General features: G+C 59.4%; 11 protein-coding genes. 2 read left to right on the top strand and 9 right to left on the bottom strand.

Going from position 1 to position 13,025, the window contains the following annotated elements; all coding sequences use genetic code 11:
• Positions 1 to 240: 240 nt before the first annotated feature.
• A complete protein-coding gene (locus tag NWV16_RS02455; RefSeq protein ID WP_065257765.1) occupies positions 241 to 1,167 on the top strand; it encodes a LysR family transcriptional regulator in 927 nt (308 codons plus the stop codon).
• Here NWV16_RS02455 and NWV16_RS02450 read toward each other — a convergent pair.
• The 6 genes from NWV16_RS02450 to NWV16_RS02425 form a co-directional block, all read right to left on the bottom strand.
• Positions 1,084 to 1,401, bottom strand: coding sequence for an AzlD domain-containing protein (locus NWV16_RS02450; protein WP_007952614.1), 318 nt, complete (start codon positions 1,399 to 1,401; stop codon positions 1,084 to 1,086). The two genes, NWV16_RS02455 and NWV16_RS02450, sit on opposite strands and share 84 nt — an antisense overlap.
• Positions 1,380 to 2,096, bottom strand: coding sequence for an AzlC family ABC transporter permease (locus NWV16_RS02445; protein ID WP_260521837.1), 717 nt, complete (start codon positions 2,094 to 2,096; stop codon positions 1,380 to 1,382). Before NWV16_RS02445 ends, NWV16_RS02450 begins: the two co-directional genes overlap by 22 nt.
• Complete coding sequence (locus NWV16_RS02440) at positions 2,093 to 2,470, bottom strand: GNAT family N-acetyltransferase (protein ID WP_065257799.1); 378 nt, start codon at positions 2,468 to 2,470, stop codon at positions 2,093 to 2,095. Before NWV16_RS02440 ends, NWV16_RS02445 begins: the two co-directional genes overlap by 4 nt.
• Positions 2,471 to 2,549: 79 nt before the next feature.
• The gene (locus NWV16_RS02435; protein ID WP_065257767.1) at positions 2,550 to 3,296 is read right to left on the bottom strand and encodes a 2OG-Fe dioxygenase family protein; all 747 of its coding nucleotides are present in this window, start codon (positions 3,294 to 3,296) and stop codon (positions 2,550 to 2,552) included.
• 231 nt (positions 3,297 to 3,527) lie between these two features.
• Positions 3,528 to 4,814 carry an OprD family porin gene (locus NWV16_RS02430; RefSeq protein WP_260521836.1) on the bottom strand — a complete coding sequence of 429 codons (1,287 nt, stop codon included), beginning with the start codon at positions 4,812 to 4,814 and terminating at the stop codon, positions 3,528 to 3,530.
• A 299-nt stretch (positions 4,815 to 5,113) separates the two neighbouring features.
• Complete coding sequence (locus NWV16_RS02425) at positions 5,114 to 5,782, bottom strand: DsbA family protein (RefSeq protein ID WP_260521835.1); 669 nt, start codon at positions 5,780 to 5,782, stop codon at positions 5,114 to 5,116.
• Between the two features lie 255 nt (positions 5,783 to 6,037).
• Between NWV16_RS02425 and NWV16_RS02420 the strand changes: the two genes are divergently transcribed.
• Positions 6,038 to 8,125 (top strand): TonB-dependent siderophore receptor, encoded by a 2,088-nt coding sequence (locus NWV16_RS02420; RefSeq protein WP_260521834.1) that lies wholly within the window; start codon positions 6,038 to 6,040, stop codon positions 8,123 to 8,125.
• A 64-nt stretch (positions 8,126 to 8,189) separates the two neighbouring features.
• On the opposite strand, the gene NWV16_RS02415 is transcribed toward NWV16_RS02420, so the two are convergent.
• The 3 genes from NWV16_RS02415 to NWV16_RS02405 all read right to left on the bottom strand — a co-directional run bounded on the left by NWV16_RS02415 (position 8,190) and on the right by NWV16_RS02405 (position 12,847).
• Complete coding sequence (locus NWV16_RS02415; protein ID WP_065257771.1) at positions 8,190 to 8,402, bottom strand: hypothetical protein; 213 nt, start codon at positions 8,400 to 8,402, stop codon at positions 8,190 to 8,192.
• Positions 8,403 to 8,649: 247 nt separating this feature from the next.
• Entirely contained in the window at positions 8,650 to 9,756 is a 1,107-nt protein-coding gene (gene aguA / locus NWV16_RS02410; RefSeq protein ID WP_260521833.1) for an agmatine deiminase, read from the bottom strand.
• A 178-nt stretch (positions 9,757 to 9,934) separates the two neighbouring features.
• Entirely contained in the window at positions 9,935 to 12,847 is a 2,913-nt protein-coding gene (locus NWV16_RS02405) for an aminotransferase (RefSeq protein ID WP_260521832.1), read from the bottom strand.
• Positions 12,848 to 13,025 lie beyond the last annotated feature (178 nt).

Genomic DNA, 13,025 nt, shown 5'->3' with positions numbered 1-13,025 from the left:
GAGGTGGTGTAATGAATCGGCTCGCTGAAGTACCCAAACCGTGCACTTTTTTTGACCCCAATCACCCCCGCGTCACCAAAAATCCCGATTCTGTGTCAGCCTCCAGCCATCGGCAGGGGCATCAATTCGCTACTAATTGCGCGACAACTATGCTCAGGTACAGGAATATAGCCGGCAAATGGAGCCGTTCGGGCCGTCACGTACACAACAATACCCAGCCCACTTCAGAGGGCATTACCCATGGATAGCAGAACCTTACGCAACCTCATGCGCATCGTGCAGACCGGCTCGTTGTCGGCCGCAGCCGAGCATTCGTGCCTGACTGTGCAGGCCCTGGCCGCACAGTTGAACAAGGTCGAAGAACAGTTCGGTTTCCGCTTGTTTCGCCGTTCCAACAAAGGCCTGACGCTGACGCCGCAAGGCACAGAGCTGACGCCTTACATGGATCGGGTGCTGATAGCCACGCGGCAGATGGAAGAGAAAGTCGAGGCGTTGAAGGTGCCGGGACAGCGCACGTTGAAAGTGGCGTTGAACACCACACTGGACCCGGATTTCAACCGGCGATTGATCGGGCGCCTGATCGATGTGTTCCCCGACTACCAGATGGAATTCAGCTACGCCGAGTCGATGGAAAATCTCAGCAAGCTGAAGAACGAAGACTTCGACCTCGCGGTGCTGATCGGTCCGCAGCGTCCAGGTCTGCCGAGCATTGTCCTGCCGGAGGTGCAGGTGCAGGTGGTCGGCGCGCACTGTGGTCAGGAGAACGATCCGCTGACGTTGCTCGGCAACAAGTTTCAGGTGCGTCCGGCAGAAGATTGTCCGTATTCCCATAGCTTTTTGCGTTTTCTCGACGCCGGGCTGGGCAATCACGAAAACAGTCAACGGACGATTTATTCCTGCAGCGAAACACTGACCCTGTCGCTCATCACGCAGATGGACGCTATCGGCATGGTTTCCCGCGAAGCCGCGCAGAAGAACGGCCTGACGATTTTTCCCGGGTTCGAGGATTTCCTCGAAGTTCGCCTGGCGGTGAACAATCCGGATCTGTCCGGTCAGGCCCTGAACGACGTTGTCGATCTGCCGTTACATGAACGAGCCGAGCGCAATGTACGCGGCCGTCCCAACCGCCACACTGAGAAAGAGGTTTTTGCTGAAATACGCACATAACAGCGTCGGAATCGCTGCATAGAATTCCGGGCGATCGAGCTGTATGTGCTGATCCTTGATCAACAAGGGTGTCAGGCTGATCGCAGCAACGATCGCCACCGGCAGGTATTCCAGCGCCCGGGCGACGAAGGGCGGCCAGTGCTCGGTGTTGACCTGCAGCGGCAGCGCCCGGGGCAGAAAGGTCACGGCCATCATCAGCGCGACCACCAGGATCAGGAACGTCTGGTCAGGCATACACCCACTCCGCAGCCCACAAACGTGGCGATGAAAACGTTGAAGGGCGAGCTGCCAACCAGGCTCAGAGCCCCCATGCAGACCACAGCGGCCAGGGCGGCGATGAGTTTTTTGCGGGTGTTGCACAGCGAGACCAGCACATAAAGCATCATCGCGGTCAGCGCATAGTCGAGCTGGTATTTGATCAGGTGCGACGCGTACTGCGCACACAGGGCCCCGAGCAATCCGCCGATCACCCAGGAGGTGTGGCAGAACAGGTTGAAGCCGATCAGATAACGGATATTCACCGGTGCGCCAGTGCCCAGCTTGACGCTGTGGAAGGCGAACGATTCATCGGTCAGGCCGCCGGCGTAGCACCAGCGCTCCATGCGGCTCAAGCCCAGTGCCCGCAGGGCCTTGGCCATGTAGACGGACATCAGCATGTGCCGCGCGTTGATCAGAAACGTGGTCAGCACGATGGTGGTCAGCGACGCCCCGCTGCTGATCAGCGCCAGCGCGGCGAATTGCGAAGCCCCGGCATACACGAACAGACACATGGCCACCGGCAGCCACAGCGGCAGCCCAGCGTTGACCGCCATCAGTCCGAACACGAACGACACGGTGAAATAACCGGCCACCACCGGGCTGGCTTCGGCAAACGTGCGCGACGGCTGACGGTCGACCATCAGCGGCGCACTGCCGGACGTTTCATTCATAGATCCCTCTCAAATGTCCGTTCGCCGTGAGGCTCGCAAAAACCCTGGGCAGCCCAGAAACGCTTGCCCGCGAGGTTAGCATCATCGACGAACAGGAACATCCGCAGCACACCGACCCGCTTCATGTCGGCCGACGCCGCTTCCACAAGACGCTGACCCACGCCCTGACTGCGAAAGCGCAAGCTGACCGCCAGATGGTTGATGGTCCCGCGACTGCCGAGCATGCCGCCCAGTACCGCACCGACGATCTCGCCTTCGACATCGAGGGCGAGATAGGCCGTGGTGGTTTTCTGGATGAGCACCCCGCGCAGGCATTTGGCGTCCTGCCATTCACAGAATGACACTTCGTCGAACTGGCGGAAAAAACGCTCCATGCGCTGCGCGTCCTTGGCCGTCGCGCGCCGCAGCACCACCGGCGTCGAGCATTCGACGCCGTCGATTTGAGTGATCTGATTAGCGAACAATGTCGAAAGCGGTCCCGGGCCGCGAGAAGGAAATCGCCAGAATCTGCCGGTACGCCATGGCATGGGAATGGGTGTTGCGCGCCGGTGTCACGTAGTGGCGCATGTCGCGGTCGAGAAAGTAAGTGGTGTCGAGGATTTCCTGGTAGGTGGTCGACGCCAGTTGCTGCTCGTGAATGTCGTACAGGCGGCTTTCAGCACCTTCGACGTTGTTGCGGCCCCAGAAGTGCACACCGCTGAACGGGTAACCGTCGCAGTGAATGCCCTCCGGCGTGATTTCCAGTTGTTTGCCGGGCTTGATCTCGATGCGGATCTGGTGGATCTGGCATTGCCAGATTTCATCGTGCAACTCTTCCGGCAGCACGTTTTTGTACACTTCGAAATCGGTGTCGATCAGGCTGCGCATCACCGGCGAGCCGATGACTTCGTCCGAGAAGTCCTGGAAGTGCCGCACCACGCCGCCCACATAGCTGTTGTTGGCCTTGGACTGCACGTACGCGCGATGTTCCAGCTGTTTGAGTTCGCGAGTCTTGGGGTTGTATTCGAAGTCGCTGTAGCGACGGTAACGCATACCGGCATCGGCCTGACCGTAGTAGCTGTCAGGCTCCATGTTTTCCCAACTTTTGGTCAGTCTGACGAAGTCGGCGAAATGACCGTAGAGATTGAAGTCAGCACCCTGCACATTGGCGTACTTGTCGCGCCGTAGCGATTCGCCCACTTCTCTGGTTAAAACGATCATTACCAAATTCTCCGCTGCATTGAGCGGCCTAATCTATTAGGTGGAGAATTTGCGTCCATGAGAAAGAATTTCAGGCATTTAAAGCGCTGTTTGAAGCGCGATTTGAAACGGCCTGAAAGTGCATTTCAAATGACAAAAACACGGGTTTTTATACTTTTTTCAGAAAAACTGTCAAAAAAAAACCCCGAACCAGTCGGGGTTTTTATCGCGTTTCGCGGGTTCAACCGATCATCAGAAGATGTTGATCGGGTAATCCACGAATACTCGCAGTTCGTTGCCGCTGACGTTGTACTCGCTGGATTTCTGCGATACACGCAGGATCGAGCTGCGCAGTTTCACGCTCAGGTCTTTGGCCGGGCCGCTCTGCACGACGTACTTGAACTGGTTGAAGATCTCGCGCTCGGTGCCGCCTTCGCTGGTGGACGTGGTGATGTTGTCGCCACGCACGTAAGCGAAGTTGTAGCTCAGACCCGGTACGCCGAATGCGCCGAAGTCCAGGCCGTAGCCCAGTTGCCAGCTGCGCTCGTCTTCAGCGTTGAAGTCCGACCAGTAGGAGTTGGCCAGATAGATGGTGTTGCCACCGTCACCTACGCGACCCTGACCTTTCTGGTAGCCGCCGTAGGCATAACCCAGGTTGCTGTCGCCGGTGGAACGCTGGTGCGCCACGGTGAAGGAGTGCGGGCCGGTGGCGAAGGTCGCTGCCAGGCTCCAGATCTTGTTGTCGTCGCCGGTCACACCGTTTTCGCGGACGTAGGAGTCGTCCAGCTTGGTGCGGTAACCGTTGAAGTCCAGGGTCAGAGATTGATCCTTGTCGATCGGGAACACGTAATTGGCGTTCACATATTGCTTCTTCAGCACGTCTTCAACGTCGGAAGCGTACAGCGCAGCCTTGAACTGCTCGGTGAACTGGTAGCTGCCGCCCAACACGTTGATCGACTTCAGACCACCGCTGTCACGGCCTTCAGCGCTTTTGCGCGATTCGGCGGTGAAACGACCGGCATCCAGTTGCAGACCTTTAATCTCTTTGGAAGTTATCAGGGTACCGGTGTAGCTTTCCGGCAGCAGACGCGAGTTGTCGTAGTTCAGCACCGGCAGGGACGGCATCTGGTCGCCGTATGTCAGGGTAGTGCTGGACAGACGGAATTTGACCGCTGCGCCGCCCTTGGACAGGTCGTCCGCCGGTTTGCCACTGTCGCCCTTCTTGAAAAAGTCGATACCACCTGCACCGCTGCGATCTTCGCTGCGTTCCAGGTTCAGTGCGTACAGACCGAATGCGTCCACACCCACACCGACGGTGCCCTGGGTGAAGCCGGAGGAGAACGTACCGATGGCCGCCTGGCCCCACTCGGATTTGTCCTTGTTGCCGTCTTTGTAGTCACGATTGATGTAGGCATTGCGCAACAGCACTTTGAGGCTGCTGTCTTCAACAAAACCCTTGGACTCGGCCTGGTCGTTAGCCATGGCCTGAGTGGCGCTCAACATCCCCAATGCGATCAGACTGATTCGCTTGTTCAACATTTTGTTTTCCTTATTACGGGTTGAAACGCGCTGTGTCGAACGGCTGAAACGGCGCTTGATGCACTCTTTTATTCACCCCGAAACAAAAAGACCCGCCCAGGACATTGTCATGGCGGGCCTGCTCCTGATTTTGTGTCATGGCGGTTAGCCACAGGCGTTGGGCCGAATCGTAGCCGCGCCCTGAACAATGTGTCAATTTCAAGAATCGTCTTTAAATAGGCAAAAATCGTCTAATAAAAGTAAATTTTCCGATGGCTTCGTGCAGGGAAACGCCAGTAATAAGTGATTTTGATGCCCTGTCACGCGCAACCGTCGAGGCCACAGACCGGCAAGGCTTGCGTGTCGGGTGCCGACGGGATCGACTCGCTCAACCATTGTGCAAACGCCTGCGGTTTGCCGAGCCACGGGCCGATATCGATCAGGGTGAACTGACCATCCTGTTCCAGCGCGAAGGTCGGGAAGCCTTGGCCACCGAGTTTCGCCAGCAATGCGCGGCTGCTCTTTATGTGTTGATCGGTGTCGGTCGCTTGCAGTGTTTTGAGGAAAACTTCCGCCTCGTAGCCAAGTTCGACCGCGCATTCCACCAGCACGGCCTCATCGGCAATCCGCCGGCCTTCTAAATAGTGTGCGGTTTGCAAACGGCCCAGCATTTCCAGGCCACGTCCATCGATGCTTTCTGCTGCCATGACTGCGGCAGTCGGTGGCGCGGAATCAAATACCGCCGTGTGATCACGCAACAGGCCTTCGAAATAGGCTTCGCCAAATGGCTGTCCGGTGTACTCGGCAATGCGCCGGTCGTGGGGCATCACGTAATTGCGCAGTTGCGGTGAAACGCTCTGACGGTTGGCACCGGTCATCATGCCGCCCGCATGGGTGATAACCGGCAGCACATGCTGTGCGGCTTGAACGAGCGGTTTGGCGCCGTAGCACCAGCCGCACAGAGGGTCGTAAATGTAGTGAAGGATCATTTGAAAACTCCGGGAAATCGATGGCTGCCACGTTAATCCCTCGGCCGTTGCGGAAAAACGCCGGAATGGCTTTCAGTCTGTTTCGGCAATCGGTCGAATGCGTTTGTTGTGAGTCCCGTGACAGCCTTGAAACAGACTAGAAACAAATTGACACAATCAAACCGCGGAACTTTTCCAGAACAATTAACGGAAGCAAATGCAAAGCATTACCATTCGCGCGCTCGAATTCTTCCACCCTTTCGGATGCGCTTTTCAATGCCTGCCCCGTTCCGTCTCACGCCCGTCACGCTTGGGCTTTCTGCCTTTTTGTCCTCCGGTTTCGCTTACTCCGCGACCGAGCTTCCCGCCACTTCGATCAGCGTCGAGTCGCAGATCGATGATCCGCGTGTGAAGGTCAGCAGCACCGCGACCCGCACCTCCACTCCGGTACGCTATGTGCCCCAGGCGATTGATTCGATCAAGACCGCCAACGTCGCGGATTACGGCATCAATGACATCGAAGACGCCCTGAGCGGGATTCCCAACGTCAGCGGCGGAGGCGACACACGCTTCGACAGCCTGCGCATCCGTGGTTTCGACGCCAGCAATGACTTTTATCTGGACGGCATTCGCGACGACAGCCAGTACAAGCGCGATCTGCACAACATCGAACGCGTAGAAGTGCTCAAGGGCCCCGCGGCCGTGCTGTATGGCCGCGGCAGCCAGGGCGGGATCGTCAACCGTGTCAGCAAGGCACCCGAGGCCGGTCGCCGCTCGACCATCGAGGCCCAGGGCGGCAGCGAAGACCTGCGCAGTCTGTACGCCGACCTCAGCGCCGACCCTAGCGAGAACATCAGCCTGCGCCTGAACATGGGCAACATGGACGAGAACAGCTTCCGCGACGGCGTCAGCGGCAACCGCAAACTGTTCGCACCGTCGATGAGCTGGCAACTGACCCCTGACCTGAACTGGCTGGTGCAATACGAATACAGCCGCTACAACCGCACCCCGGATCGCGGCATTCCCGGAATTGGCGGGCGCCCGGGCGACGTCGGTCGGGACACGACTTACGGCAACGATCAAGACTTCATCGACGACAAGACGCAATCCCTGCGCTCGCGACTCAGTTATGAACTCAATGACAATTGGCAGCTGCGTCACACCCTCGGCGTGTTCAAGCTCGACAGCGATTTCGACAATACCTACCTCACCGGCTTCGACGCGAAGACCAACAAGGTCACCCGCCAGCACTGGCAACAGGACCTGACCACCCGTAACGTCTACAACAACGTCGAGCTGGAAGGCGGATTCGACACCTTCGGCCTTGAGCACCGTCTGCTGACCGGGATCGAAACCGGCAGCCAGCGCCGCGACCCGACGCTGTACAACGCGGCCACCGGCCGGGGCACTCAGCCGGTGCCGTCGCTTGATCTATACAATCCGGATCGCAGCCAGCGCCACACCGGGCGCATGCAGGTGTCGAGCAGCAGCCACACCGAAGTCGAAAGTCGTGCGATCTACGTTCAGGATCAACTGCGCCTGAATGATCAATGGCAACTGCTGGCCGGTTTGCGCTACGACACCTTCGACATCGAGTCGACCAACAAGCTGCGCAACATTTCCGAAGACCGTGACAGCCACAGCACCAGCCCGCGTTTCGGCGTGGTCTGGACGCCACTGCAGAACCATTCGTTTTACGCGTCGTGGACCAAGACCTTCTCGCCGGTCGGTGGCGGTCTGATCGGCATCACCCCCGGTGCGACGGGCAACACCAACGACCTGAGCCCGGAGCTGACCAAACAGAAAGAAATCGGGGTCAAGAGCGACTGGCTCGACGATCGTCTGAGCACCACTCTGGCGATCTACGAGCTGGAGCTTTACAACCGTCGCACCACCGATCCGAACGACCCGACCCTGACCGTACTCAATGGCCTGCAACGTTCGCGCGGGATCGAACTGACCGGCACCGGCAAGATCGTCGGCAACTGGTACGTGCGCGGTGGCGTCGGCGTACAGGACGCGACCATCGAGAAGGACAACAACGGTCTGGAGGGCAAACGCGTCAACAACGTGGCCAAGCACAATGGCAGCCTGTTCCTGACCTGGAAACCGGAGATGGGCTGGTACGGCGAAACCGGCCTGACCCTGGTCGGCCAGCGTTACGCCGACAACGCCAACACCACGGTGTTACCGGGTTACGGTCGCTGGGACGCGCTGGTCGGTTACCGCCACAAGGACTGGGACCTGCGTGCGGCGCTGAACAACATCACCGACCGCGAGTATTACGCCTCGGCCACCAGCGCCTTTCAGATCCAGCCGGGCGCGCCGCGCAGCCTGGTCATGACGGGCACTTACAGCTTTTGATTCGCGCCCATAAAAAAAGCGCTGCCATCCCGGCAGCGCTTTTTACAATCCCTGTCTGTTCTTCTTATCCTTCCATCACATCCCAAAGTGCGTCCAGTTCGGCCTCGCTGAACAGGCCAGCGGGGTAACGCTCGATCATCATCCGGCGCGGATCAGGTTCCCTGATCTGACGCGTTCCATTGGACTTCAACCAGTGCGCGACAATCTGGAGCGACTCACTATTTACAGCCATGGGATGCAACGTCCGCTCGCTGATTACGTTCACTTCGGCGTTCATGTCAGCGCTCTCTCCCCGTTCGTGAGCGGCTAAGTTATCCAAGGTTTATGACAGAACTGTTGAAGTTCTCCCCCCCTCCCTAGTGCGTCATGAGCGATACAAGAGCTATGCCAATGTCTGCCAATTGTCGACCAGCGGACATAAAGAAACCCGCAGTCCTGACGGGCTGCGGGTTTCTGCCAAAGCGCGGACAACAAATGACTGCCTGGTCGCTTTTTCCAATCAACTCAAGCTGTTACATCCGCACTCACTCTTTGTGCGCAGCGGGTTGCTGTTGGGTAAGGCAGTGAATGTTGCCGCCGCCCAGTAACAGTTCGCGGCCTGGCACCATCACCACTTCGTGCTGCGGGAACAGCTTCTGCAGGATCTCCCGGGCCGGAGCGTCCATCGGGTCGTCGAAGCTTGGCGCGATGATGCCGCCATTGACGATCAAAAAGTTCACGTAGGAACCGGCCAGACGCACGTTCGGGTTGCGCTCCTGAGTGCCGTCCACCGGATCCACGCCTGCGCACTCCTCTTCGGTGGCAAACAGCGGCCCCGGAATCGGCATCTTGTGCACTATGAACGGGCGGCCCTTGGCGTCGGTGCTGCTTTCCAGCACCTTCATCGCAGCCTGGCAGCGCGGGTAGTTCGGATCCTGCGGATCGTCGGTCCACGCCAGGAGCACTTCACCCGGACGCACGTAGCAGCAGAAGTTGTCCACATGACCATCGGTTTCGTCGTTGAACAGGCCATCCGGCAGCCAGATGATCTTGTCCACCGACAGGTTGTCACGCAGTACCGCCTCGATTTGTTCGCGGTTCAGGTGCGGGTTGCGATTGCGGTTGAGCAGGCATTCCTCGGTGGTGATCACAGTACCTTCACCATCGACATGAATCGAACCGCCCTCCAGCACGAAGCCTTCGGTGCGATAACGCGGGCTGCGTTCGATCTCGAGAATCTTGCCGCCAACCTGGGAGTCGCGGTTCCACGGCGAATACAGACCACCGTCGAACCCGCCCCAGGCGTTGAAATCCCAGTTCACACCGCGCACTTCGCCGCTGTGGTTGATCACGAACGTCGGGCCGCTGTCGCGAACCCAGGCGTCATCGCTGGACATCTCGACCACGCGGATATTCGGCACATCGAGGCGTGCACGAGCGTTTTCGTACTGGCCGGCGGACACCGCTACGGTCACCGGTTCGAAACGTGCAATAGCCTTGGCCACCGCAGCGTGGGCGGCCTGCGCCGGCTTGCCGCCCAGACGCCAGTTGTCCGGACGCTCGGGCCAGATCATCCAGGTCTGGGTGTGCGGCGCCCACTCGGCCGGCATGTAGAAGCCATCGGCGCGTGGGGTACTTTTCAAGGTGGTCATGTCGATCAGGACTCCAGGGAACGGTCGAGGTTGTTCAATGCGCCGAACAGGTTTGGACGACGGACGATGGCGACTTTATAAACGATAAATATCGACTTTAAAAGCTAAAAACAAATGTCAGTTTTTGTTTTTACCGATTAATACCGATAGAAATCGGCATTAATCGGCCCTCGCAGGCTCAGAGGCCTTCTTCCAGCACCTTCGACAGCATGTCGACAAAGAAATCCACGCTCTGCCGGGAAGTGACCATCGGCGGCTTGATCTTGAGAATGTTCAAATCATCGCCGGTCGGCTGCATGAAGATTCCCAACTCTCTCAGACGATCGCACAGCAACGTGGTTTCTTCGGTCGCCGGCTCCAGGGTCTGCCGATTGCGGATCAGTTCGACCCCCAGATAGAACCCCGAACCGTGAACCGCGCCGACCAGCGGATGTTTATCGATCAACGCCTCCAGTCGCTGCTTGAAGTGCCCGCCGACGACCTGGGCGTTTTCCCAGAGCTTTTCTTCTTCCATGACATCCAGCACCGCCATGCCGATCTGGCAGCTCACCGGGCTGCCACCGGCAGACGAGAAGAAATAACCCTCGGCCTCCAGCGCTTCGGCGATCTCCCGGCGGGTGATCACCGCGCCCAGCGGCTGGCCGTTACCCATGCCTTTGGCCATGGTGATGATGTCCGGCACCACGCCCTGCTCTTCGAAGCCCCAGAAGAAGCGGCCCATGCGCCCGTAACCGACCTGCACCTCGTCGGCGATGCACACGCCGCCCCGGGCACGCACCAGTTCATAAACTTTCTTCAGATAGCCCGGCGGCAGCGAGATCCCGCCCGCGTTGCCATAGACCGGCTCGCAGATGAACCCGGCCAACTGGCGTTTCTGTGCGTCGATTTTCGCCAGATGATGCTCGACGCTGCGCACATAGTCCGGCGCAGAATCGAGCCCGCGGAATTCACCCCGATAGATATTCGGTGCAGTCACCGGGTGCACCCAGTCCGGGCGGCTGCTCAGGGCCTGCGGGTTGTCGGCGATCGAAGTCGACACCGCATCCGCGCCGACCGTCCAGCCGTGATAGGCCTCGAGCACGCTGAGCATGTCGCGCCCACCGCTGTAGGCCCACGCCAGGCGAATGGCCAGGTCGTTGGCTTCGCTGCCGCTGTTGACCAGAAAGACCCGGTCCATGCCTTGCGGCGCCAGTTTCAGCAAGCGCTCGGAAAACTCCGCGACCGCCGCATAGTTGAATCGCGAGTTGGTATTGAGCAGTGACCACTGTCGGCTCGCGACTGCCGCCATGCGCGGATGACCATGGCCCAGCACCGCGACGTTATTAAGCATGTCGAGGTAGGAGCGGCCCTGCATGTCGATCAGGTGATTGCGCCAGCCGCGTTCGATACGGGGCGGGTCGACGTAATAGTGTTTTTGAGTACGGGCGAAACTGGCGTCACGGCGGGCCAGCAGGGTTTTCGCGTCCAGCTCCGGCTCAGCGTCGCAGGCCAGGCCCAGCAGTGCTGCCGGCGATGGTGCCAGTGTTTGCCACGCCAACGCACGCGTCGGTGTACAGAACAGCGGGGCCTCGAGGTGGGCATCGCGAACCAGTTGCACGATCAACGCACCGTCAACCGAACCCAGCACCTGGCCTTTGACCAGTGCTGCGCCGCTGTGCAGCGACGGCATCACACCCCGCAGGCGTATGCTCAACCGCGGTCCATCCAGCCGCAGCGTACCGTCATCCGAAAGATGCAGCGCACCGGCGAACGGCGCTTGCACAGCCGTCCCCCGAGGTACTCGCAACTCCACGTGCAAGGGGAACGTCTCGGGCTCCACGGCGCTGTCAGGCCGGGTGCGGGACAACCGGTATTGCCCATAGCGACTGGCGGCAAGACCATGAACCACGGCAGCCTCGTCCAGCAACCGCTGATCGATCCCGGGTTGTTCCCAATTGCCCGCCTCGAAGTGCGCACTCAACACACCAAGATCGATCAATGCGAATTCGCGCCCGACCAGATCCGGCAGCAACGGTGCGAAACCTTCACTGTCGATGGCCGGCATCGTCTGCCCGACCGCCGAGAGAATCGCCGCTTCCATCAGTGCCAATGGCACCGACATGGCAACCCGAAAAATCTCCCACTCATGGATCAGGTTGTCGCGGCTGTAAGTGTTGCCCGGGTCGATGGCGACTTGCTGCTCGCCACTGAGCACCAGCACCGCCGCCCGCATCACGATCAGCGGCCACAATGCCTGCAATTCCTCGTTTCGCAGCGGATTCACCGCGTGATAAGCCTGTACCGCCGGCAGAATCACAAACGGATCGCCTGCGGCGTGATGCAGCAGCGCGGCACAGGTGACGGACAGATCGGTGATGCGCCATGTACGCACCAGGTCACCGAAATCGATGACGCCCTGCAACTGCCAGTGCCGCCGGGCATCACGCTGCCAGACCACATTGTCATCGGTGATGTCCATGTGGATCGCCTGCACCGGCAACTTGTCCAGCAACGGCTGCAGACGGTGCCCGGCCGCTTCCGCGGCCTCGGTGATCAAGGCGCGCTGGCGCTGATCCTCGATCACCGGCAGCAGATGCTCGATCAAGGCACCGGCGTGGCGTGCGTCCCACTGCAAGGTGCGCTCAAGTCCCGGATGGTCGAACCCGGCCAGGGCCAGGTCCATTTCGCCGCAGAGCCGACCGAATCCGGCAACGACTTCGTGGCCGAGATGATCGAGCGCCGTCAGCGGCTGACCCTCGATGTAATCGAGCAGCCGCACATGCACCGCTTCACCGTCGATCTCCAGCGATAACAGGTCCTGGCCGTCATTGGTCGGGATGACCCGGGGAACGTGGACATCGCAATGTTCGGCCAGATACTTCAGGCCGGCGTGCTGGGCCTGCAGCTCCACCAGTGAATAGTCGCCCCGGCAGATCTTCAGCACGAACCGCCCACGCTCACTGTCCACGCGATAGTTGAGGTCCTGCTGGCTGCCCAGCGCCTGCAGCCTGCCGTTCAACCCGTAATGCTGCTCCAGCACATGCAACGCCTGCTCGGCGGTGACCTGTGGACCGGGAAGACTGGCGCGATGAATCAACGTGGCGAACGACATGGAACGACCCCTGAAATTTTATTAGGCGCCTATATCGCCATCGCTTCAGGCGATAAGCAACCCCCTGCCATCCGTCCCTTTCGGCCTCGCGCGCACGACGTATTTGCAAGTCGGCACTCGCGCCCATCGGCACTTTGCGCAAGAATGTCGCCCATCCAACCTGCCACCGGAAAATATT

It is taken from the genome of Pseudomonas sp. BW7P1 (assembly GCF_024981055.1).
GTDB classification, from domain to species: domain Bacteria; phylum Pseudomonadota; class Gammaproteobacteria; order Pseudomonadales; family Pseudomonadaceae; genus Aquipseudomonas; species Aquipseudomonas bananamidigenes.
Note: the sequence above shows the minus strand (reverse complement) of the source record. Positions and strands in the feature narration are given on the sequence as shown.

Excerpts from the sequence above, each read along its gene's own strand:
- NWV16_RS02455 (WP_065257765.1), top strand. The coding sequence starts at position 241 with ATGGATAGCAGAACCTTACGCAACCTCATGCGCATCGTGCAGACCGGC.
- aguA (WP_260521833.1), bottom strand. The coding sequence starts at position 9,756 with ATGACCACCTTGAAAAGTACCCCACGCGCCGATGGCTTCTACATGCCG.
- NWV16_RS02445 (WP_260521837.1), bottom strand. The coding sequence starts at position 2,096 with ATGAATGAAACGTCCGGCAGTGCGCCGCTGATGGTCGACCGTCAGCCG.
- NWV16_RS02440 (WP_065257799.1), bottom strand. The coding sequence starts at position 2,470 with ATGGAGCGTTTTTTCCGCCAGTTCGACGAAGTGTCATTCTGTGAATGG.
- NWV16_RS02425 (WP_260521835.1), bottom strand. The coding sequence starts at position 5,782 with ATGATCCTTCACTACATTTACGACCCTCTGTGCGGCTGGTGCTACGGC.
- NWV16_RS02450 (WP_007952614.1), bottom strand. The coding sequence starts at position 1,401 with ATGCCTGACCAGACGTTCCTGATCCTGGTGGTCGCGCTGATGATGGCC.
- NWV16_RS02415 (WP_065257771.1), bottom strand. The coding sequence starts at position 8,402 with ATGAACGCCGAAGTGAACGTAATCAGCGAGCGGACGTTGCATCCCATG.
- NWV16_RS02430 (WP_260521836.1), bottom strand. The coding sequence starts at position 4,814 with ATGTTGAACAAGCGAATCAGTCTGATCGCATTGGGGATGTTGAGCGCC.
- NWV16_RS02420 (WP_260521834.1), top strand. The coding sequence starts at position 6,038 with ATGCCTGCCCCGTTCCGTCTCACGCCCGTCACGCTTGGGCTTTCTGCC.
- NWV16_RS02435 (WP_065257767.1), bottom strand. The coding sequence starts at position 3,296 with ATGATCGTTTTAACCAGAGAAGTGGGCGAATCGCTACGGCGCGACAAG.
- NWV16_RS02405 (WP_260521832.1), bottom strand. The coding sequence starts at position 12,847 with ATGTCGTTCGCCACGTTGATTCATCGCGCCAGTCTTCCCGGTCCACAG.